The sequence below is a fragment of the Wenzhouxiangella sp. XN201 genome, from assembly GCF_011008905.1.
GTDB lineage: Bacteria > Pseudomonadota > Gammaproteobacteria > Xanthomonadales > Wenzhouxiangellaceae > Wenzhouxiangella.
Map to the genome: position 1 here is coordinate 1,715,782 of NZ_JAAIVI010000017.1, position 21,295 is coordinate 1,737,076.

Annotated in this window: 19 protein-coding genes and 1 tRNA gene; 6 read left to right on the forward strand and 14 right to left on the reverse strand. The window is 61.5% G+C overall.

Features of this window, described 5'->3' with window-relative positions; genetic code table 11:
- Window positions 1-3 precede the first annotated feature (3 nt).
- The 13 genes from G4Y73_RS08095 to G4Y73_RS08160 form a co-directional block, all read right to left on the reverse strand.
- Window positions 4-975 carry a sulfotransferase gene (locus G4Y73_RS08095; protein WP_164231042.1) on the reverse strand — a complete coding sequence of 324 codons (972 nt, stop codon included), beginning with the start codon at window positions 973-975 and terminating at the stop codon, window positions 4-6.
- Window positions 972-2,279 carry a polysaccharide biosynthesis C-terminal domain-containing protein gene (locus G4Y73_RS08100; protein ID WP_164231043.1) on the reverse strand — a complete coding sequence of 436 codons (1,308 nt, stop codon included), beginning with the start codon at window positions 2,277-2,279 and terminating at the stop codon, window positions 972-974. The genes G4Y73_RS08095 and G4Y73_RS08100 overlap by 4 nt, the downstream gene beginning before the upstream one ends.
- Window positions 2,280-2,417: 138 nt before the next feature.
- The gene (locus G4Y73_RS08105; RefSeq protein ID WP_164231044.1) at window positions 2,418-2,729 is read right to left on the reverse strand and encodes a GDP-mannose 4,6-dehydratase; all 312 of its coding nucleotides are present in this window, start codon (window positions 2,727-2,729) and stop codon (window positions 2,418-2,420) included.
- A gap of 37 nt (window positions 2,730-2,766) precedes the next feature.
- Entirely contained in the window at window positions 2,767-4,110 is a 1,344-nt protein-coding gene (locus tag G4Y73_RS08110; RefSeq protein WP_164231254.1) for a UDP-glucose/GDP-mannose dehydrogenase family protein, read from the reverse strand.
- Entirely contained in the window at window positions 4,110-4,514 is a 405-nt protein-coding gene (locus G4Y73_RS08115) for a MarR family EPS-associated transcriptional regulator (RefSeq protein WP_164231255.1), read from the reverse strand. Before G4Y73_RS08115 ends, G4Y73_RS08110 begins: the two co-directional genes overlap by 1 nt.
- A gap of 127 nt (window positions 4,515-4,641) precedes the next feature.
- Window positions 4,642-5,418 (reverse strand): YdcF family protein, encoded by a 777-nt coding sequence (locus G4Y73_RS08120; RefSeq protein WP_164231045.1) that lies wholly within the window; start codon window positions 5,416-5,418, stop codon window positions 4,642-4,644.
- A 15-nt stretch (window positions 5,419-5,433) separates the two neighbouring features.
- Window positions 5,434-6,642: a Wzz/FepE/Etk N-terminal domain-containing protein gene (locus G4Y73_RS08125; RefSeq protein WP_164231046.1), complete on the reverse strand. Its 1,209-nt coding sequence runs from the start codon at window positions 6,640-6,642 to the stop codon at window positions 5,434-5,436.
- A 37-nt stretch (window positions 6,643-6,679) separates the two neighbouring features.
- Window positions 6,680-6,764 (reverse strand) — tRNA-Leu (locus G4Y73_RS08130).
- 204 nt (window positions 6,765-6,968) lie between these two features.
- Window positions 6,969-9,197, reverse strand: coding sequence for a M3 family metallopeptidase (locus G4Y73_RS08135; protein WP_346426837.1), 2,229 nt, complete (start codon window positions 9,195-9,197; stop codon window positions 6,969-6,971).
- A 361-nt stretch (window positions 9,198-9,558) separates the two neighbouring features.
- Complete coding sequence (gene tadA / locus G4Y73_RS08145) at window positions 9,559-10,017, reverse strand: tRNA adenosine(34) deaminase TadA (protein WP_164231047.1); 459 nt, start codon at window positions 10,015-10,017, stop codon at window positions 9,559-9,561.
- A gap of 12 nt (window positions 10,018-10,029) precedes the next feature.
- Window positions 10,030-10,827: a hypothetical protein gene (locus tag G4Y73_RS08150; RefSeq protein WP_164231048.1), complete on the reverse strand. Its 798-nt coding sequence runs from the start codon at window positions 10,825-10,827 to the stop codon at window positions 10,030-10,032.
- Window positions 10,824-12,749, reverse strand: a complete 1,926-nt coding sequence (locus tag G4Y73_RS08155) for an alkaline phosphatase family protein (protein ID WP_164231049.1) — start codon at window positions 12,747-12,749, stop codon at window positions 10,824-10,826. The genes G4Y73_RS08150 and G4Y73_RS08155 overlap by 4 nt, the downstream gene beginning before the upstream one ends.
- 3 nt (window positions 12,750-12,752) lie before the next feature.
- Entirely contained in the window at window positions 12,753-13,022 is a 270-nt protein-coding gene (locus tag G4Y73_RS08160) for a hypothetical protein (RefSeq protein ID WP_164231050.1), read from the reverse strand.
- 128 nt (window positions 13,023-13,150) lie between these two features.
- Between G4Y73_RS08160 and G4Y73_RS14275 the strand changes: the two genes are divergently transcribed.
- Entirely contained in the window at window positions 13,151-14,566 is a 1,416-nt protein-coding gene (locus tag G4Y73_RS14275) for a GMC family oxidoreductase (protein ID WP_164231051.1), read from the forward strand.
- 3 nt (window positions 14,567-14,569) lie between these two features.
- Window positions 14,570-15,628 (forward strand): hypothetical protein, encoded by a 1,059-nt coding sequence (locus G4Y73_RS08170; protein WP_164231052.1) that lies wholly within the window; start codon window positions 14,570-14,572, stop codon window positions 15,626-15,628.
- Between the two features lie 10 nt (window positions 15,629-15,638).
- Here G4Y73_RS08170 and G4Y73_RS08175 read toward each other — a convergent pair whose 3' ends face one another.
- The gene (locus G4Y73_RS08175; protein ID WP_164231053.1) at window positions 15,639-17,279 is read right to left on the reverse strand and encodes an alkaline phosphatase family protein; all 1,641 of its coding nucleotides are present in this window, start codon (window positions 17,277-17,279) and stop codon (window positions 15,639-15,641) included.
- A 140-nt stretch (window positions 17,280-17,419) separates the two neighbouring features.
- Here G4Y73_RS08175 and G4Y73_RS08180 point away from each other — a divergent pair, with 140 nt between their 5' ends.
- The 4 genes from G4Y73_RS08180 to G4Y73_RS08195 all read left to right on the forward strand — a co-directional run bounded on the left by G4Y73_RS08180 (window position 17,420) and on the right by G4Y73_RS08195 (window position 21,284).
- Window positions 17,420-18,499 carry a sulfotransferase gene (locus G4Y73_RS08180; protein WP_164231054.1) on the forward strand — a complete coding sequence of 360 codons (1,080 nt, stop codon included), beginning with the start codon at window positions 17,420-17,422 and terminating at the stop codon, window positions 18,497-18,499.
- 22 nt (window positions 18,500-18,521) lie between these two features.
- Window positions 18,522-19,313 carry a methyltransferase domain-containing protein gene (locus tag G4Y73_RS08185; protein ID WP_164231055.1) on the forward strand — a complete coding sequence of 264 codons (792 nt, stop codon included), beginning with the start codon at window positions 18,522-18,524 and terminating at the stop codon, window positions 19,311-19,313.
- Between the two features lie 26 nt (window positions 19,314-19,339).
- Entirely contained in the window at window positions 19,340-20,740 is a 1,401-nt protein-coding gene (locus G4Y73_RS08190) for a sulfatase (RefSeq protein ID WP_164231056.1), read from the forward strand.
- A gap of 232 nt (window positions 20,741-20,972) precedes the next feature.
- Window positions 20,973-21,284, forward strand: coding sequence for a BON domain-containing protein (locus tag G4Y73_RS08195; protein WP_164231057.1), 312 nt, complete (start codon window positions 20,973-20,975; stop codon window positions 21,282-21,284).
- Window positions 21,285-21,295: the final 11 nt, after the last annotated feature.

Genomic DNA, 21,295 nt, shown 5'->3' on the forward strand with positions numbered 1-21,295 from the left:
CATTCAGGAATGCGGCGAGTTCTTCGTTTCAATTTTCGGCCGAGATCCCTCCTGCAACCCCTTGCAAAACCGTGGATTCGCCCAAGTCGGTATCGGACGCCCAAGTAGCGACTCGATCCGCCGGGTTTCCTCGCGGTGAAAGTCTAGGAGCATGGAAGCGTCGAGCTTAGATCTCGCGGAAGGGCCCGACCGGCTTCGATTTAAAGCACGCAATGATCTTCGCATCGAAGCCCTGACATTGCGCGATGTCAGCAATGTGCCTAACCGCCAATACCAGGCCGTTCTACGGGGACGAAAGATAAGATGACTCAAAAGTGCGCTCCGGCTACCCGATGCGGTCTTGTTGGTGTTCACAAAACTTATTTCCTCAGACCACTCAAGCCCGAGCCTAGAAAGCAGTGAGCCGAACGACGACTTCGGGTCGGAAAAAAACTCTTCATATATCAGTGCGATTACACGGTCTCGCGGAAAGTAGTGCATCAACCGCTCGACCCCGCATGAATACCGACTATGACTGAGATAGTTCATCTGCATTCCATCGAAAGACTCTGGATCGAACTCCCGGCCCGCCAACTCGTCAGCCATCGCTTCTTCGAAACCCCGGCTCTCGACCAACCGCTCCTTGGCAAAGGTCCACGCCGAGACACACCGCTCAAGGGGGCTTCTGAGTAAAACAATGATGCTCGCATTCGGCAGGGTCGCGGCGAGCCGATCTATCGCCCCGGGGGCAAAGAGCAAGTTCGCTTCAGCACCCAGCGCCCAGCGGTGTCGGTCGTCCCGGTAAGCAGAATACATCGAACCAAGACTGGATGGACCCTCCCGGTAGCGTTCAACTCGAGAAAAGAATGGGAAGTCCTTCGCTTCGTCGGGTGCGAAAACTCCATAATGTTGACCGAGCCAGTCGAATAGCGAAGTCGTCCCCGCTTTCTGAACACCTGCAATATACAAATTGGGCAGGACGCGGTTGGATGTCATTCGACGGCCACCCGTCGCCTGGGCAGGAAAGGTATTGTTACAATGCGTAATCTAGAGTAGACGAAGGCAAACCCAATAAGATTATTGACGATTACGGATGCGCTCGCCGCCAAAGCGGCGCCTTCCATACCCAAGCTGGGGATCAACAACCAGCCCAATACTAATAGGACGACTGCCGAAACGATCGTAGCGAAACGTACGTCGGACTCTTGCCCCGCCATGATCAAAATGTAAGCCACCGAGCCGCAGACAACATTCGCGATCTGCCCGACCACCAGAATGGCGAGAGCAAAATGGCCAACCTCGAATCCGGGCCCAAATAGTGCCAAGACTCGGTCGCCCGCTAGCAAAAAGAGCACGAACAGGGGACTGGCACCGACGGTTACAAGCAAAGCGAATCGTCGGGCCACAGTCTCCATGGACCGGATCTTTCCTTGAGCGTATAGCTCGGAGAACTTGGGTGCCAGCGACATATTGACAGCAATGAGCAGCATTGAAAGGATGGCTGAAATCCGAGTTGCCGCTCCGAACACCCCGCTATCCTCAGCCGTCCACCAGATACCAAGCATGAAAAGCGGCCCCCAGGGCATAAGCCCACGGTTCACAATCGACATGACCCAAAGCGGATGTGCGCTTTTCCAAAGTTTTGCGTACGGAAAGAGTTCTCCTTGGGAAACGGGCTGAAATTTCTTCCAGAATACCGACGCAACAAGCCCCGCAATAGCCGTTCCAGTCACGAATGCAATACCCGCCCCCGCGGGACCAAAGTGAATACATAATGGCCACACGAGTGCAATCGTGACCAGAGGGTAGAAGATGGCAGACACCAGCACCGACAAAGCGACTCGATGCAGTCCCTTGAGACTCTCCGCGATAATCGTCATCAGTGAAAACGAAATGACCCCCAAGGCCATGACTCGCAGGGGCTGAACCAAATCGGGCGCGCCGAACAAGCCGCTGGCAAGCGGTTCCGTCGCCATGAACAACGCGATGGAAAGCGTCCCACTGCCAAGCGCAACGGTAAGTACGCCGGAGCGATAGATCGACTGAATCCGTCCGTGTTCCTGACGCGCTGCACTGGCTGCAATAAACTTTATAAGCGGCACGTCCATGCCGACCCGCGCCAGCACGGAAGCGATCATGACGACCGACAGTGCCATAAAATAGAGCCCAGCCCCTTCGACACCGAGTGCGCGCGCGATCAGGATATTCAAGGCAAACACGATCACTGCCCCGACAACCTTGAGCACAAGCGCTGCCGCAGCGCCAGACAGCGCCTCTAAGAGATGCCTTCGATCGCTCAATCGGCTCGACCCCTGGGCGTCAACGTTTGGCGAAGAAATAGTACTTTCAATCGGGCTTCTCCAATGGCCTTACCTCCTCTCTAATCGGAAGCATCTCGCCTCACCCTCCCAGTTGTCCAGCGCGGCGTCGAGCACGGTTTAGGCGCCGACCACGTTGGTGCGGATTAAGGCGCACGGGTCGTCAGTCGAGCGGTCGAAATAACATTCTGCAGCAAAATGCACGATCGCCTCGGGGCGGTGCTCATCGAGCATTTTGCGCACCAGTGGGACGTTGCATATGTCGCCACGAACGAATACATGCCGGTCGTCCCGCAGGATCAGGGTTTCGCGGTTGCCGGTGTAGGTCAGCACATCCAGATTGACCACTCGCGCGTTACTCGATCCAAACACGTGGTGGACGAAGTTGGAGCCAATAAATCCGGCACAGCAAGTGACTGAAATGGGCACCATAAAGTTAGATGCGTTTTTCGGATAATGGGCGCTGGCGCTATCGCTTTACACTGCGTCCACGACCTATGGCGTAATAGGCCAGCCCATTAACCTCAACATCTTTCGGGTTATAGAGGTTTCGACCGTCAAAGATGACCTTATCGGTGAGCTTATCGCGGAGCAGGTCGAAATCCGGGCTTCTAAATTGCTTCCATTCGGTGACGATGATCAGGGCATCCGCATTATCCAAAGCCTGTTCAGCGTTCTCGGCATAGATGAGGCTAGGTTGTTCTCCGATGACGCGTTGAGCTTCGGCCATTGCTTCGGGATCGAATGCCGAAACGCAGACGCCCGATTGCTGAAGGTCTTTAAGCAATGTCAGGCTGGAGGCCTCGCGCATGTCGTCGGTATTGGGTTTGAAGGCTAGGCCCCATAGGGCGAAGGTCTTGCCCTTGAGCTGATCTTCCCCGCCGTAGTGGCGGCAGATCAGTTCGAACAGGTGGCGCTTCTGCCGGTCATTAACTGACTCCACGGCTCGGATCAGTTCTGGCTCGACGTCGTGTTCGGCGGCGGTACTGGCCAGGGCGCGAACATCCTTGGGGAAGCACGATCCTCCGAAACCCGCACCGGGATAGATGAAGTGCCAGCCGATGCGGGGATCTGAACCGATGCCACGCCTAATCTGCTCGACATCCGCGCCGACACGTTCCGCAATGTTTGCAATTTCGTTCATAAAACTGATCTTGGTGGCCAGCATTGCGTTGGCGGCGTATTTAGTCAGCTCTGCAGAGCGCACGTCCATGACGATAACGCGATCGCGATTGCGGTTGAACGGCGCGTAGAGTTTTTGCAGACTCTCGACGGCTTTTCCCGAATCGGTTCCGATAATAATGCGATCCGGCCGCATACAGTCGTCAACCGCGGCACCTTCCTTGAGAAACTCCGGGTTGGAGACGACGTCGATTTCAATTGTTTCGCCCCGCTCACCCAGCCGGGACTGTATCGTCTCCCTGACCCGGTCGGCAGTTCCGACTGGTACCGTGGACTTGTTGGCAATGATTGCCGGCCCCAGAAGATGATCGCCAATAGTGGTCGCCACCTGCAGGACGTATTTCAGATCGGCGCTGCCGTCTTCATCGGGTGGCGTGCCAACAGCTATGAAGATGATCTCAGCCTCAGCAACGGCCTTCACCGGATCGGTAGTGAAGTGTAGACGGCCGCCCTGGCAATTTTCTATAACCATGGTCTCGAGACCCGGCTCGTAGATCGGGATCTTTCCCCCATTGAGGGCGTCGATCTTTTCCTGATTAATGTCCACACAGGTGACGTGGTGACCGACTTCGGCCAGGCAAGCCCCTGAAACCAAGCCCACGTATCCGGTTCCGAAAATCGTGACTCGAATCATTTCTTGTCTACAAATCCAAGGTTTGCTGTGGAATTCGCCGTTGTGGCGGTCCGTGTATTTTCGTCTCCAGTCCCCGAGAGTTCATTTCGCAGGCGTTCAATCTCCTCGGCAAGCGCCTGGTGTTCTTTGATCTTGCGTTTAAGGAATCGGTTGGTTATGCGGGCTTTTTCGCTGAGGCCGGCGGGGGTTAGTTGGTAGAGGTAGCGGTGCTTTCTTTCACTGCGCCGGAAGTTGCCGGCCTTGACCCATCCCTTGTCCACAAGCGCACGGAGGCAATAGTTAATCTTGCCCAGGCTCAAACCCAACTCCTTCGAGAGGTCGCGTTGGGAAACGTTGGGGTCTTCTTCCAGCGCCCTCAGGAGCCTAAAGCGAGTGTCGAGATCTAGGGGGGATTCTGGCACGCTACCGCCCTTGGGTGTCAGTCCCAAAGGCCTCTCTCTATAATGAATTGTGACGTATTGTTCAAATTTGAACGCAGCAGTCTAGCTCTCACTGCCGCAGTAATCAACAGCTTTGTGGCAATTCGCCCTACTCCGCCCAGCCGCGCCATCGATAGACCCAGTAGCCCAGGTATTCCTTGAGAGCCCGAGTGCTGTTGTGCAGCGCCTCGGCATCCGGCAGCCAACGAAGGGCATGTCCCGGTTCTGGCATGACCTCGAAGTCGGCTGCGACCGGCACAGTTTCGAGCCCTGCCGCCCGAAATGTAGCCACGCTACGGCGCATGTGAAGGGCCGAGGTTACGAGCAGCACCAGTTCGATATCGTTGTGGTTCGCAATAGCGGCAGAATTGACGGCGTTTTCGCGGGTATTGCGGCTTTCAGCTTCCATCAGAATGGCTGACTCGGGTACGCCCAAGTCAGTGAGCAACGCGCGCATGGCCTCGGCGCTGGTTTGTTTTGCACCCTTCCAGTCCATACTGCCCCCGGAGACGATGATCTTCTCGGCCTTGCCGGCGTGGAACAGGCGCGCCGTATGCCAGATACGGTCGGCGGCGCGATCAAGATCCGGATATGGCCAGTCTTTCGGTCTGCCGCGTTCGCCACCGCCGAGCAGAACAATGGCGTCCACTTCGGGTGCGAGCTCGGCTGGCAAGTTGTCATAGCGCTGTTCCAGTGAGGCCCGAATCCGATCGGAGACCACCGGAAGTGACCAAAGCGTGACCCAAAAGACGCCCACACCGATAAGGCTGGCACCTACCCGCCTCTTGCCCAACACCAATAGGCCTAGCCCCAGGAAAATTAGGGCGACTGATAATCCGAGGGGATAGACAAGCTGGGCCAAAACTTTATCGAGGTAGAGCGGCACCTTCAATTTTCCGGATCAGGACTCCGAACTCAATCGCTTGCGAACCGACCCGACAAAACCAACCATTAAGGCCGCAAAAACACCGAGCACCAGCCCCAGAACAACTGAGAGCACGACAATCATGCTACGCCCCGATCCTACCGGGTTTAATGACTGTCGAGGCGGCAGCACGGCGCGGGTTTCACGCAGGTTGGCAAGACGCGTTTCCAGTTCCTCGACTTTCGCTCGCGCTTGCGGTAGGCGATGTTCCTGATCAAGCAACAATTTTTCGTACTTGGCTTCCAGGGCATCGATCGTCTCACGCTGCAATGACTGCTCGCGCTGGTTGTCTGCGAGTTGGCTGCGCAGGCTGGCTCGGGATTCGGGAATCTCGACCAGCAGCCTTTCTTCGAGTTCTGTCTGACGGTCGATATCGCGCTGCAGTTCGTTGTCGATCAGCATCAACGCCATGCCCTCGGCGCCACCCCGGACCTCGGTTTGAGTCTGCGCACGGCGCTCACGGGCACCGGCGATAAACTCCGACAGTTCTTCGAGACGGTTTTGAACCAGCTCCTCCTGAACGTCGAGATTCTCCAGTTCGGCCTCCAGCAACTCCTGCTGGCCAGCCAGGTTTTCCAGCTTATTCTGTTCAGCAATAATGCGGTTCTGCAACTCCTGACGTTCGACTTTGAGCACGCGCTCGTCGGTCAGCTCTTCCAGCCTGAGTTGTGCCTCTTCAAGCTGGTTTCTCATCCGCACCTGTTCCAACTTGGTGTCACGCTCGTGATCGCTGGCCAGGCGACCTACCACGCGTTCGTGCAGACGGATGTAATAGTCCCCCAGATCATCAGCCCCCTCACTTGTCAGAACCACCAGGTTGGTGTCACGCGGCGAACTGGCGCTTACACGGAGATTCACAGATCCGCCGTTCGCTTCCTGCAGTTCTTCTTCGAAGGTGCGAATGGCTTCGGGAATGTAGTTCCGCTCGAGCTTGGCAACAACGTTGCCCGGTGGCTCGACCGGTTGTGTTTCAGAGCCTTCCAGGCGGGTGCCGATTTCAATGGTGGTGGCGTACTCGTAGACCAGCGGGCGAACCACAGCGTAAGCAACGCCTAGCAAGGTGCACAGCACAGCCACGCCGATTACGACCCACTTCTGTTCCCACAATCCGATAGCCAGGTCGACGAGGCTGATTTCATCCTCGTAGTACTCGGCAGCGTGGCCGTGTGTATCTTGTTCAGTCATCTTGCTCGCCCTGCTTGATTGCCCCGGATACTGACTCTGGTGCCGAGGAGAGGACTCGAACCTCCACGGGTCTCCCCACCAGGACCTAAACCTGGCGCGTCTACCAATTCCGCCACCTCGGCATGGGCGGGTATTGTAACGGGTTGGCGGGCGGTCAGTTGGGCCGTGCCGGATGATGTGTGCGAGGTCCCGGCTCGGGGGCCGGGACGACAGTTTTAGGCGAGTGCAAGGTCCCGGCTCGGGGGCCGGGACGACGCAAACAAAAAACCCCGGCGCAGTGGCCGGGGTTTTGGGAGATCGGTCGCGGCTTGGAAGCCGTTCCTAAATTACTCCTCGCCGTCGATGATCAGGCCGCGGCGTTCCAGTAGCGGCTCGATCGAGGGTTCGCGGCCGGCGAAGTCCAGGTACAGGTCCATCGCCGCCTTGCTGCCGCCCTTCGACAGGATGGTGTCGCGGTAGTGCTGGCCGGTTTCGCGGTCGAGGCCGCCGTTTTCCTTGATCCACAGGGCGCTGTCGGCATCCAGCACTTCACTCCAGATGTAGGAGTAGTAGCCGGCGTCGTAGCCACCCATGGAATGCGAGAAGTACGGCGTGCGGTAGCGCGGTGGGACCGGCTCGTAGTCCAGGCCGTTGTCGGCCAGAACCTTGGCCTCGAAGTCCATCACTTCATCGGCCGCCGGGGTGTCTTCTGGCGCGAGCTGGTGCAGGGCCTGGTCGATGATGGCCGCGGCCAGGTACTCGGTGGTGGCGAAGCCTTCGTTGAACTTCTGCGCCTCGATCACCTTGTCGAGCAGTTCCTGCGGGATCTGTTCACCGGTCTCGTGGTGCTTGGCGTAGTTGGCCAGCACTTCCGGCCAGGCCGCCCAGATCTCATAGACCTGCGAGGGATACTCGACGAAGTCGCGCGGCACGCTGGTGCCGGCGAAGCTCGGGTATTCGACGTCCGAGAACAGGCCGTGCACGACGTGTCCGAACTCGTGGAACATGGTGGTGGTCTCGTCCCAGGTCAGCAGGGTCGGCTCGCCTTCCGGCGGCTTGGGCACGTTCAGGTGCATACCGAGCACCGGGTTGCCGCCCAGCAACTCGGAATTGAGTCGATAGGAGTTCATCCAGGCCCCGCCCCGCTTGGTGCCGCGGGCGTAGAAGTCCATGATGACGATGCCCAGTGGCGTGCCGTCGGCCTCGAAGGCTTCCCAGGCGGTGGCGTCTTCATGTTGTGTCGGCAGGTCCGGGCGCTTTTCGAAGGTGATGCCGAACAGCTTTTCGGCCGAATAGAACACGCCGTCTTCGAGCACGGTGTTCATCTCGAAGTAGGGCTTGATCTGGTCCTCGTCGAACGCGTAGCGGTCCTGGCGGACCATCTCGGCGTAGCGGAACCAGTCCCAGGAGCGGAGCTCGAACGGCTCTTCCTCGGTTTCGTTGATCATCTCCTGGATGTCCTGGCCTTCCAGGCGGGCATTGGCCACGGCAATCGGGGCCAGCTCGCCGAGCATGCCGTTGACCGCCTCGACGGTCTGGGCGGTGCGGTCTTCGAGCACGTAGTCGGCGTGGGTGTCGTAACCCAGCAGCCGGGCCCGTTCGGCACGCAGCTTGACGATATCGGCGACCACGCCGGTGTTGTCGAATTCGTTGCCGCGGGTGCCGCGTGCCAGGGAGGCCTTCTTGACCTTCTCGCGCGAATCGCGATTTTCCATGTTGGCGATCGGCGGCTGGATCGAGGTGTTGACCAGGGTGATGACGTACTTGCCCTCTCCCAGCTCACGTTCGGCCGCTTCGGCAGCGGCTGCTTCGATGCGCGCCTCGCTCAGACCCGCCAATGCCTCGCGGCTGTCGAAGACCACGGCCGAGTCGTTGACTTCCTTGAGCACGTTCTGGCTGAACTGCGTGGTCAGCTCGGCGAGCTCGGAATTCATCTTCCTGAGCGTTTCTTTGTCTTCTTCGCTCAGCTGCGCGCCGGCGCGGACGAAGTCCTTGTGGTACTCCTCGACCAGGCGCAGGCCCTCGGGGCTGAGATCCAGCTCGGCCCGCTGCTCATGGATCGCCTCGACCCGGGCGAACAGGTCGGCGTTGAGATTGATCGCATCGCTGTGGGCCGAGAACTTGGGCGCCATCTTGCGCTGGGTTTCCTGCAGCGTGTCGTTGGTCACGGTGCTGGTCAGGTTGGAAAATGTGCGGCCGATGTACTGCAGCGTCTGGCCGGAGCGCTCCAGGGCGAGGATGGTGTTCTCGAAGGTCGGCTCCTCGTCGTTGCCGGCAATGGCCTCGATTTCGGCCATATGCTCTTCCATCGCCGCCTCGAAGGCCGGAATGAAATGCTCGGACTCGATCCGGTCGAACGGCGGCATGCCGTAGGGCAGATCGTTTTCGGTCAGGAGGGGATTTTCAGCCGAGCCTTCCGATTCGGAAGAAGCTTCGGTTTCAGTGCCTTCCGGCGCTTCAGCCTCGGCCGTTTCAGGCGCCTCGGGCGCGTCGGGAGGGGGCGGTGACTGATCCGAGCAGGCCATCAGCAGACTGGCGGCAACCGCCAGCGTCAAGAGATTCAGGGACTTGTTCACGAATTTCCTCGTACTTGAGTTGAACAGAACTCGAAATGGTAGCACTGATTGCCTTGGCGATGCCCGCCGGGGTTGGTTGGCTGGTTGGCTGGTTGGCTGGTTGGCTGGTCGGCTGGTTGGTACCTTGTCGCCCCGGAAATCGCGTCAGCGATTATCCGGGGTCTCGCACGGATCGGCGAACAGTGAGTTGGCCCGTGCCGCAACGATATGTGGGAGGTCCCGGCTCGGGGGCCGGGACGACATATTGGCGTGTCATCCCGGCCCCTGAGCCGGGATCTCGCACGGTGGAGATGGTCGTGAGCCGGGCCGTGCCGTAATGATGTGTGGGAGGTCCCGGCTCGGGGGCCGGGACGACTAGGGGCTAGCGCCGGCTTCGGAAGAAGCGCCGCAACATTTTGGCGGACTCCTCGGCCAGCACGCCGCCGGTGACTTCGCAGCGGTGGTTGAGCCTGGGGCTGGTGAGGACTTCGAAGACGGAATGGTGGGCGCCGGCGCGCGGGTCGTCGGCTGCGTAGACGACGCGCTTGACGCGAGCGTTGATCAGGGCTCCGGCACACATGCTGCAGGGTTCGAGGGTGACATAGAGGGTGGTCTCGGGCAGGCGGTAGTTTTCGCGCTTGCCGGCCGCTTCGCGCAGGGCGACGATTTCGGCGTGTGCGGACGGATCGGAATCGGCGATCACCCGGTTCCAGCCTTCTCCCAGAATCTGTCCGTCGGCATCGACCAGCACCGCGCCAATCGGCACCTCACCCATGGCTTCGGCCTCCCCGGCCAGGGCCAGGGCAAGTCGCATCCAGGTGATGTCGGCATCATGGGTCATCGCGAGCCGGGCCTAGTGGACTTTCCAATAGAACTTGAAACCCAGCGAGACGGCGATCAGCAACACGAAGTAGCTGAACAGCCAGCCGCGCATCCAGTCCGGACCGAGCGGCAGGATCTCGTGGGCGGGCAGGTCCATGCGGATCGAATCGGCCGGATTATCGGGTGCGAGGTAACCGGCTGGATTACCGATCAGCAGGTTCCACCACTGGCGCTTGTGGATGATCGGCGCCGCGGTCTCCAGCGGCAACTCCAGCGCCGCTTCGCCACCGCCTGTCTCCAGCCGCGCGGTCTCTTCAGGCCAGCTCAGCCGCCAGCGCAGCGGTTCGTCGACGGCCGAAGGCAGGTGCCGGGCTTCGGTGTCGACCCAGCGCCAGTTGCCCGCATCCCGCTCGACCGCCTCGCTGGATACGGCCACATTCACCCGTTCACCCGGCTCGGGAAAATGCACGCCGAACTCGTTCGAACCCCACACCAGCACGAACAGCACCGGAATGCCCGCAACAATGGCCGGGCCGATGGCCAGGCCGATATGGTGGCCGGACAGCCGAAAGTTTTCCCGGATCAGGGGAATCAGGCCGGAAAACTCGCCGTCATAGCGCTTGAGCTTGTCCTGAACGGCCTTGACCTGCGGCTTGAGGGCGGCCAGTTTGTCCTGGTTGGAAACGGCGCGGTAGACCCACATCGTCGCCCAGCCCGACACGAAGGCCCAGAACACCAGGGTCAGCGGCAGCGGCAGGACGAAAAGCAGCAGATCGTTGACGAACCCGAACACGATGCCCGGCCAGTCGAGAATGCCGAGATTGCTCATCCCTCATCCTCCCGGATCTGGCGCCGCGTGAGCTGCCACACGCCCTGGATCGAGCCGACTTCCACCTCGGGACGGAAGTTGGCGAACAGCACCCCCGGCACCAGCGCCGGATCGATGCAGTGGTCGCCGCTCCACTTCTGGCGATTGGGCTCCATCAGCGGCTTCGGAATCGCGCCCAGGGTGGTCTGCCAGGACGCGCGATAGCCGCGCTCGTAGCCGACCACCAGGTCGGGTGCATCATCCCGCTCGCCGCCGGGATAGACCTCCGCGCCATCGAACACACGCCGCACGACACCCTCACCGGTATCGGGATCGGACCAGTCTTGCAGCCCTGCCGCGATCTCGACCAGGAGGTCGTCGGTATCGTCGTCGGTGACGATGCCCTGCCCTTCGCGACCCGCGCGGTTCAGGAACAGGCCGTTGAGACCCAGCGCATAGGCGCGCGATTGGCTCCAGTCGACGCTGGAGAAGATCACGTCGGACTCGCTCGCGCCATCCTCGAGCACCAGGTAGCCGTTGTCGACCAGCCAGCGATTGAGATGCACGGCCTTGCGGAAGGGCGCGAATCCGTGGTCGCTGATCACGATCAGGCGATCGTCGGGCCCTAGCCGATCGAGGGTCTCGCCCAGAATGCGGTCGGCCTCGCGATAGATCCACTCGACCGCGTCGCGGTGCGCCGGATCGGTGTCGGTGTGGCGCGGATGCTGCTCGTCGAGCCCGCGGTAGAACATGTGCGTGACCCGATCGGTCTGCACGAAGGCGCCGACCACCAGGTCGCTGTCATGCTTGTCCAGGGTCTCGTACCACATGGCCTCGCGCTCGGCCAGGATGGTTTTTTCCATCTCCAGCCAGGCGGCATCCGAGATATGTTCCTCGTTAAGCGACCAGGTCTCCTCGGGCATGCCGATGGTGTGGAACAGTCCAATGTCCTCGACCAGATCGGCCGCGTAGCCCGACGGCGAGGCGATTTCGACGGCCGGATTCTCGGGATCGATCTGGATCGGCGAAACATACAGGCGTGGTTGGGGATAGCCCTGCACCAATAGCAGACGCACGGTGCCGCTCACGCTGACCGGGCCGGTCACGTGGAACTCGACGCGGATCCAGTCGGACCATTCACCCTCGGCCAGCGTCACTTCGTCGTCACCCAGCCGCACCCGCGCCCCTTCTTCACCAGGCGTCATCACCAGCGGCACGGTCATCGGCTCAGCCGACTCGAGCAATGGGTCGGGTGGCCCTTCGAAATCCGACTCGATGCGGCCTTGCCGGTCCGGGCGGACGCGCACGGTACGCGTACTCGAACCGGCATCGCCCAGGCGCGTGGTGGTGTAGAAAGTGTAGGTGCCCTGGGTGCCGAGCAGGTCGGGCACACCCATGCCCGAGAGCATGCGGTGGATGTCGTCGGGCGGATAGGTCACCGGGATGCGCAGCACCGAAGCGCGGGCCCCTTCATCGCGCTCGGCCTTGAGCCAGAACGGTTCGCCCTTGCGGCGATTGATCACCTCGCCGCTGCCCAGCGGCACCTGCAGTCCGAACAGCTTGATGAAACGATCCGGCGGGATGTTTTCCGAAATCGAGAAGTCGGGCGTATAGGTCTCGGGATTGCGCCGCAGAAAGTCGTAGATCCCGTGCTCGCCCGGCCCCTGGCCGGTGGCGAAACTCGACCAGGCCACCGGCGACTGCGGCGGGTTGCTGGTCCCCAGTTCCTGGAAATGCCCGTCGGCGGCCAGGCGGCTGAAATTGGGCAGCTTGCCCGCTTCCATCCACCGCTGCGCGAGCACCGGGTCCATGCCGTCGAAACCGAGCACCACGACGCGCGAATCGACCGGTTCGGGATCGCCGCCGCATCCGACCAGCACCAAAGTGCCCAGCAAGGCTCCGATCAGCGCCGGGTGGCACCGCAATTCATGGGTGAACGCCATGGGTCACTCGGACCGGCTGGAAGACTGTTCGGTCTCGACCGGGTCGGCCGGCTCGGCGGGATCCGTACCCTGCGCGTCGCGTCGCTTGCGCCGCAGGCGCCGGAACATGTAGCGGACCGGCCAGATCAGCACCGCGCCGACGGCCAGCACGATCGCCACCAGCACGCCCCACAGGCCGCCCAGCAGGCTGATGCCCGAGCCGGGGCCGATGTAGGCCAGGACTGGCGCGGTCTGCAGCAGGACGATCAGGCCGAGGACGAACTTCATCCGCATGGAAACACTCCGGTTTTATTCAGCGAGTGCGCGATTATAGACCCTTTGAAACCGGCACCCTACCCGGCCGACATCGGCCCGGCGCTTGGTTATACTGCCTCGCTGTTGTAGCTGGCCTGTCGCACTTCGTGATCACTGACGCCCGAGAAGACCTGCCGCCGGTTCTGGAAGCCGATATCGCGATCGCCGGCGGCGGTCCGGCCGGAATCGTGCTGGCGCTGACGCTGGCCGAAAAGGGACGGAAGGTCTTGCTGATCGAGGGCGGCGGCCGGCAGTCGCCCGGAGACGGGGCGTCGGTTTACGACAACACCACCAGCGGCCGCTCCTATCCCTTGACCGGGTCACGACTTCGCTGGCTGGGCGGCACGACCAACCACTGGGGCGGCTGGGTACGCCCCTTCGACGAGCGCGACTTCAGCGACCAACCGGCCGGTGAACTGCCCGGCTGGCCGATCGGCACCGACGAACTGGCCGACGGCTACCACACAGCAGCCGAATGGTGCGAAGTGGGCAGCGCCGAGTATGAACCGGCCAGGATCGAACTTGAGCAGCGGGCCAGGTTGTTGGAGCTCGACGGTACGGGTTTCCGTCACCGGGTCTTCCGTTTCAGCCCACCGACGCGCTTCGGCACCCGTTACGAGGAGGCGCTGGCCACTGCTGAAAATCTCGACTGCCGGGTCAACCTGAATCTCGTGTCCCTGGAACAGTCCGACAGTCGCGTTCGAAGCGCACGCGCGGTCACGCTCGACGGAAACACCTGCACGGTCCGGGCGAAGCAGTTCGTGATCGCCATGGGCGGGGTCGAGAATGCCCGTTTCCTGCTCAACCAGGACCCGGTGCCGGGCAACCAGTCCGACCTGGTTGGCCGCTGCTTCATGGATCATTTCGGCTTTACGCCCGGCGCGATGCTCGCCGCCGAAGGTCTGCAATACGAGCGCGGGCAACTTCCGGACGATGATCTGATGACCGTCATCGCCCCCGAACCGGGCACGGCGGGGCCCAATTCATGCCTGCTGGTTTCGGCCACGGCGCCCGATGACATGCTCCCCCCGGCCTATTGGACCAATCCGGTCACCGGTGATCGCCCCGGCGGCCAGTATGCGCTGAGCATGATCAACGCACCCACGCCGCATCCGGAGAGCCGCATCACGCTCACCGCCGAACGCGACGCGCTGGGCCTGCGCCGGCCCCACCTGCACTGGCATCTCCCGGTCGACGACTTCAAGCCTGTCATCGGCCTGTTCGAGCGCTGGATGGAGGCGATCAGCGGCAGGCAGCAGGCGCGCGTGAAATGGGATCGCCGCGACCCGCCGAGCGACGACGATTTCGTGGGTGTGGGCTTTCACCATATGGGCACGACCCGCATGTCGGCGAGCCCGGATTTCGGTGTGGTCGATCCCGACGGCCGCGTGTGGAATCGTGACAATCTCTACCTCGCCGGCAGCTCGGTCTATCCGAGTGCCGGGTTCTCGAACCCGACCCTGACCATCGTCGCGCTGGCCGCACGCATGGCCGACCACCTCCACCGGAACCTGGAGGGCTGAGCGATGCGGCGCAGAACCTTCGTGCAGGCTGCCGGAATGAGCTTTATCGGGCTCCAGCTCGGGTTGCTCGGCGGTTGCGGCCGCGACCCCGATCCGGCGCTGGCCACCGCCCCGTCCGACGAGGGCGCGCACGCAGCCCTTCGGCAACTGGCCGGGCGACTGGAGGGCATCGAATTCGTCGGACCGGTCTGTGCCACCGAGGTTGCCGACCCGAGGCCGCTGGCCACGCTGCTGGAACAGCTGCAGTCGACCTCGGCAACGACACTCGAGGCGGCGCTTTTAACCCTGATCGAAAGCGATTTCGCCGCGGGTGAACGGATCGACATCGGTGGCTGGCAGCTCGCCCGAAGCGAGTGCCTGCTGCTGGCCGCCGCGGCAACCGAGCAAGGCCTGAGCGAGCCGAAGCGAACCGAACAGGGTGATCTGGCTTTCGAACCATTCGCCGAAATCGAGCGCTGGGGGCCGGACGAGACGATCGAGGGCGAGATTTTCAATCCCATCGGCAACGGCCGCGGCGGCTTCTGGGTGCGCATCGCCGAACCTGTGCCCGGCTCCACCCGCCTGATGCTCGACGGCGAACTGCTGGCCACGCACTTCGAATCCGGCGTGGTCACAGCCAGCCTGGAACCCGACTACATGGACGAGATCATCGGCAAGCCGGGTATGTATCCGCTGTTGATGGTCGATACCGCTCGCAACGTCGCCCAGAAGATCGGCTACCTGACCGTCCGCCCCAGGCCGCCGGCCGCAACGCTGGCCGACGGCAGCGAATCAGAGGTGTTCTGCCAGATCGAGCGCTGGGGCCCGGATCACGCCAACCAGGGCCAGGCCTTCAACGAACAGCCCGACGGCGGCGCGGCCTTCTGGGTGCGCATCGGCTGCGCGCCCGAGGGTACCCGGCTACGGTTGGACGGAGAGCCGCTTCCGACGACGGTCGGCACCGGCCTGGTCACCGCCCGGGTGCCGCACTACGCCGAGCTCGAGCGAGGCGATCACCGGCTAACGCTGCACGATCCAGCGTCGGGCGAGACGCTCGAGATCGGCGTGTTCCGGGTGCTCTGATCCTTGCGGATCATTCCGCTTCGGTCGGCTCGCCCGAAGCCGTGCCCTGGTGGGCCTCGATGAAGTCTTCCATGCCCGGCGCCAGTCCATCCCCATCGGGCAGTTCGCGGCGCAGGGAATGCACCTTGGCCCGTACCCGGGCAAGCAGCTGCGGCAGCAAATGGGGGGCGTTGCGCTTGAGCGCATTGGTGGCGGCATCGGCTGCGGCGCGGTTTTCCTGAATCAGGTAGTAGACGACATTGCCGTGGAGATTGCCCACCAGCAGTCGGGTCTCCGCACCCCAGAAGTCGAATTCACCCGCGGACGAAGCGTCGGCGAGCGTCACGCCCTCCCCGATGTAGCCCAGCCCACGCAAGGACTCCATCTCCTCGGCCTGGGCGTCGGCATCGACCTCCTGCGCGCCCGGCGCATTCCAGTTGAAGTCGTAGCGCTCAACGAAATGCGGCGAACGCTCTTCCGAGAAGGCCTCGGCAATGAGCGCATAGGCCACGGAGCCCGGAATCTCGTCGGAGATCGGCACGTCGAGCAGGTACGCCAGCGTCGGATAGATTTCCATGATGGTGATCGGTTCGGCGCGGCCCGGTTCGATGGCCGGGCCATGCGCCAGGAATATGCCGTTGGGTCGGTGGTTGCCGGTCAGCAAGTCGCTGGCCCTGGGCTGGTACCGCCCCGTACCCGAACCGAAACCATGGTCGGAGATCACGAAAATATTCGAGCGGCCGCCATAAGTCTCCAATGCCTGCTGGATTAGCTCGTCGGCATAGCGATAGGACTCCTCGAGTACGCCCCCAAGCAGTTCGACCTTTTCGGAAGCCGGTTTTTCCTCCCAATCGCTGGCATCGTAGTACTTCCACAACGAATGGCTGACGATATCGACGATGCGCAAATAGCTGACCAGCAGATCGGCGGGTTCGTCGAACAAGTGATCGGTCATGCGGCGCAGGTACTCATCGGAACGGATACGGCTGTCCACGCGCCCCTCGACCATCTTCGCAGCGAAGTGATAGGGGCTGGATTCGTCCTCGGCCTGGGCCGCTTCATACGGCCAGGGAAAGAATCGCTCGTAGAGGCTCGATTCTTCCCTGAAGACCGAGCGACGAACTTCCTGGGATACGGGTTCGAGCGTCTCCGGCCAGACGGCGTGATCCAGGTTCTGGAAGGCGCGGTCGGACACGATGCGCCCATCGATCGCCTCGGCCGGCCAGGAGACGAAATAGCCGATTACGGTCGACTGCATGTCGTGGGCGTCGAGCACGTTCCACAGCGCGGGCTGGCGCCGCAGGGACACATCCACCGGCTGCTTGCCCGAGCCCTTGCTGAAGGGATAGACGAAATCCAGAATGCCGTGCTCCGTGCCGAAGTGTCCGGTCGCGAAAGTCGTCCAGACCACGGGCGAGACTTGCGGGCCGGGGTTGATCAGATGGCCGAACGCCCCTTCGTCCATCAGCCGCGCAAAACCCGGCAACTCACCGCGTTCCACCATATCCTCGATCACCTGCCACTCGGCACCGTCGACACCAATCAACACGACTTCGGGCGGGCTGTCGGGATCCGCATCGTTGGAAGCCGGTTCGGTACGCGATCCGTCCGAACAAGCGGCCAGGGCAAAAAGCGAAAAAACACCAAGCAGGCGGACGGAGAGTTGATACATTACGCTGGGTTCCGGCATGACTCTGGGAAAGGAATCATTCTAGCGTCATTTGCAAGCGCGCCCACAGCGCCTTCCGATCCAGATCGCCTTCGCAGACCATGACTCAAGCTTCCGCAGACAAGCGCCAACACGTGCCGACGATGCTTCACTGGCGGGCTCGCTTTTTCGCGCGAACCGCACCGGCCTGGCGGCGTCTGGCCAGTATCGAATCCTCAGTGCTGCGTGACGACATCGAGCAGGTGGCGATCGAGAAGCCGATCTACATTGCCGGCGTGCCGCGGGCAGGTAGCACGATCGTCACCGAGATGCTGTCGCGCCATCCGGACGTCACCAGTCATCGCTACAGCGACTTTCCCAACGTCTACACGCCCTACTGGCGCAACTGGCTGGCCCAGCGCAGCCAGCGAAAGCCGGCTAAAGCTGTCGAGCGGGCCCACCGCGATCGCATCATGATCAGCAACGAAAGCCCGGAGGCGGTCGAGGAAGTGATCTGGATGCATTTTTTCGATCACCTGCATGACCCCGCGCTTGATCAGTCCCTCACGAGAGACACCGACAATCCGGCGTTCGAGCGCTTCTACCGCGACCACATCCGCAAGCTCTTGCTCGTGCGCAAGCGAAGCCGCTACCTGGCCAAGGGAAACTACAACGCCACGCGGCTTGGCTACATCCGGAAGGTCTTTCCGGATGCACGCCTGGTCGTGCCGGTTCGAAACCCGATCAACCAGGTCGCCTCCCTGGTCAAGCAGGATCGCCTGTTCGAGCAGGCCAACATGGAAGATCCGCGCGTGGACCGGCAATTGAGAATGTCAGGGCATTTCGAATTCGGTCCCGGACGGTGCGCAGTCCGTATCGGCGATGGCGAAAACGCTCGGACGATTCATGAGCACTGGCAGGCGGGCCGATCGGTCGCAGGATGGGCGCTCTACTGGAACTCGATCTACAATCACGTGCTCGATGCGCTCGAGCATGACCGAGATCTTGAGTCAGCGGTCCTGTTGCTGCGATACGAAGACCTCTGTCGGGATCCCGAAGCGACAATCCGGCAACTGCTCGACCACCTGCAACTCGATATCCCCCGGGCCGAGCCGCTGATCTCGGACTATGTCAGTCGGATCACGGCGCCGGACTACTACGAACCCGATTTTTCCGACGAAGAACTCGAGCAGCTGTACACGATCACCAGGCCCGTCGCGAGCCGGCTGGGTTATGTTGCATGATGCTTTTCCACAGGAATACCTGATGTCAGAACCAAGCGACCACATCGACGCCAACTGGTCCAGCTACCAGGACCTGCTCGACCAGGCGGGCCAATGGAAGCGCAAACTCGAAGCCGCCAAGGCGGAGCCTCCCGCGCCGGATCAAACCTGGTATGCCTACGACATCCTGTCCAATCTGTGGCATATCGATCACCTGAAGGGGCAGCTCCCCGAAAGCGCCCTCGACCTGTTCCGATCGGGACATGCGGCGGATATCGGCGGCGCCGACGGCGATCTCGCTTACTTTCTGGAGCAGCTGGGCCTGACCGTCGACCTGATCGACTGGCCAACGACCAACTGGAACGGCCTGCAAGGCGCCCGAACACTCGGAGAGCGCCTGGGCTCGAACAACGTTGCCATTCACGAAGTGGATCTCGACGCTCAGTTCCAGCTACCGTCCGAACGCTACGATGTGGTGTTCTTCCTGGGCATCCTCTACCACCTCAAGAACCCCTTCTACATCCTGGAGACGCTGGCAAGGCACAGCCGCTTCTGCTTCCTGAGTACTCGCATCGCGCGGCAGACGGTCGACGGTCAGCTGGAGCTGGAGAATGCCCCGCTGGCCTATCTGCTTGATCCCGAAGAATGCAACAATGACCCGACCAATTTCTGGATATTTTCCGCGCCGGGCCTGATCAGGCTGGCCGAACGCAGTGGCTGGACTGTGCGGGCAAGTTATCGTGCCGGTGACACGAAACAATCGGACCCCAGTTCGGACGAGCATGACGAGCGCATGTTCCTGGCCCTTGAGAGCAAGATCGCAGTTGCGGATTGAAAACACCGAGAAGGCAGTTAGCAACCATGAAAACGAATGGCAGATTCAGACCAGGCCTGCTTCTGGGCATCGCATTCATCACAGTGTTCCTGGCCGCTTGCAGCGAGGATGATGCAGGCTCGCCCAATATCGTCCTGATCACGATCGATACCCTGCGCGCCGACCGTCTGGGCGCCTATGGCTACGACAAGAACCTGACCCCCAATCTCGACCGCCTGGCCGAAAGCGGTGTGGTGTTCGAGCGCGCGGTCACGCCGGTGGGCACCACCTGGCCGGCCCACGCGTCAATGCTGACCGGACTGTACCCCCGCTACCACGGGCTGCGGCGTAACGGGCTCGAACTCGATGAGGAAATTCCGGTGGTCACCGAGCTGCTGTCGAAGTCCGGCTATTCGACGGCGTCTTTTGTCAGCTACAAGGGCATGCACTTCCGCGGCCGACTCGACCGCGGCTTCGAGGTCGTCAGCGATCGCGAATTCGTCAAGGGCGACGAGCGGGAACCGATCCGTGAAGGGCAGGAAACCACGGCGATGGCCCTGGACTGGATCGGCGATCAGTCCGGCTCATCCGATCCGGCCTTCCTGTGGCTGCACCTGTTCGAGCCCCACAGCCCGTACGACCTGACCGAGTACTCGCGCGAGTGGATGGAAGAAACCGGCTACGACGGCTTCCTGGCCGACGGGGCGAGCGGCGAGGAACTGCGTGGCCGCAGCGACGAGATCGTTGCCTCACCCGAACACGTGGCGGCGATGAACGCCCTCTACGACGGCGAGATCAAGCTTGCCGACGAACTGATCGGCCGCGTTCTGGATCGGCTCGAAGCCGACGGGAAACTGAAAAACAGCATCGTGATCGTGACCTCGGATCATGGCCAGGGCCTGGGCGAGCACGGCAACATGGGCCACGGCCCGACGCTGCGCGAAGACGTGCTCCACGTGCCGCTGATCATCCGCGATTTTCGCTCTGACCAGGGCGGGCGCCGAGTAGACGATACCGTGAGCATGATCGATCTGGCGCCGACCATTGCCAGGGCCGCGCTCGAAATCGATCTGCCGGGGGTACAGGGCCGGTCGCTGATGACCTATCTCTCCAGCCAGTCCGGTGAAGACCCGGAGCGCGAAATATTTGCGGAGATCCGGCTCTGGCACGACATGGATGAGGTGCCGGACTGGTATGACGTGAAATCGACGGCGATCTACGCCGACGGACTCAAGTTCAAGACCCGGGATGGCGAGACCACGGTGTTCGACCCGCGCGTTCGCCCCTCCGCCGAACGGCGCCTGGACTCACCCGAGGTCAATGAAGCCTTTCTGGCCTATCTCGATTCGCTGCGAGGCGAGTTCCTGGCCGGCGAGATCAAACCCACCGAAGTCGAGTTGACCGACCACGAAATCGAAACGCTGAAATCCCTGGGCTATATCCAGTAGCCGAGGGTCATTCAAAGGCTTCCACCGCAAAGCCCAGGGCCGCTGGCAAATACGATGAGGTTCGCGACTCGGCGCGGCCGTAATTAACCGTTGGAGCGGCTATCTGCCGCTCCAAGGCACGTCCAACCACCCGTTTCATTCCATTGCCGTTGTGTACGCCGGCGCACAGATCACGCTTCGCGACGGCCTCACAATCGATTCCAGCCATAACGGCAACTGGAGAACAAACGCCATGAATCGCATCAATAAGTTTTCCGTATCGCTGCTCGCGATACTGCTACTAACGATCGTCGGCTGCGCAGGAAGTGAAACTCAAGAAAGCACCGGCGAATATATCGACGACACCTGGATTACGACCAAGGTGAAAACCGAGCTGGTCAAGAGTGACATCGTCAAGTCCCGCGAAGTCAACGTCGAGACCTTCAAGGGTATCGTGCAACTCAGCGGATTCGTCTCATCTCAAGCGGCTATGGATGAAGCCGTGCGCATTGCCCGCAACATCAAGGGTGTGGAATCCGTCAAGAACGATATGAGAATCAAGTAGGGTCGGCAGGG

Bases quoted from the DNA above. Each gene is read 5' to 3' on its own strand.
- G4Y73_RS08195 (WP_164231057.1), top strand. From the start codon at position 20,973: ATGAATCGCATCAATAAGTTTTCCGTATCGCTGCTCGCGATACTGCTA.
- G4Y73_RS08105 (WP_164231044.1), bottom strand. From the start codon at position 2,729: ATGGTGCCCATTTCAGTCACTTGCTGTGCCGGATTTATTGGCTCCAAC.
- G4Y73_RS08175 (WP_164231053.1), bottom strand. From the start codon at position 17,279: ATGTATCAACTCTCCGTCCGCCTGCTTGGTGTTTTTTCGCTTTTTGCC.
- tadA (WP_164231047.1), bottom strand. From the start codon at position 10,017: ATGACCCATGATGCCGACATCACCTGGATGCGACTTGCCCTGGCCCTG.
- G4Y73_RS08180 (WP_164231054.1), top strand. From the start codon at position 17,420: ATGCTTCACTGGCGGGCTCGCTTTTTCGCGCGAACCGCACCGGCCTGG.
- G4Y73_RS08125 (WP_164231046.1), bottom strand. From the start codon at position 6,642: ATGACTGAACAAGATACACACGGCCACGCTGCCGAGTACTACGAGGAT.
- G4Y73_RS08190 (WP_164231056.1), top strand. From the start codon at position 19,340: ATGAAAACGAATGGCAGATTCAGACCAGGCCTGCTTCTGGGCATCGCA.
- G4Y73_RS08160 (WP_164231050.1), bottom strand. From the start codon at position 13,022: ATGCGGATGAAGTTCGTCCTCGGCCTGATCGTCCTGCTGCAGACCGCG.
- G4Y73_RS08095 (WP_164231042.1), bottom strand. From the start codon at position 975: ATGACATCCAACCGCGTCCTGCCCAATTTGTATATTGCAGGTGTTCAG.
- G4Y73_RS08155 (WP_164231049.1), bottom strand. From the start codon at position 12,749: ATGGCGTTCACCCATGAATTGCGGTGCCACCCGGCGCTGATCGGAGCC.
- G4Y73_RS08150 (WP_164231048.1), bottom strand. From the start codon at position 10,827: ATGAGCAATCTCGGCATTCTCGACTGGCCGGGCATCGTGTTCGGGTTC.
- G4Y73_RS08170 (WP_164231052.1), top strand. From the start codon at position 14,570: ATGCGGCGCAGAACCTTCGTGCAGGCTGCCGGAATGAGCTTTATCGGG.
- G4Y73_RS08185 (WP_164231055.1), top strand. From the start codon at position 18,522: ATGTCAGAACCAAGCGACCACATCGACGCCAACTGGTCCAGCTACCAG.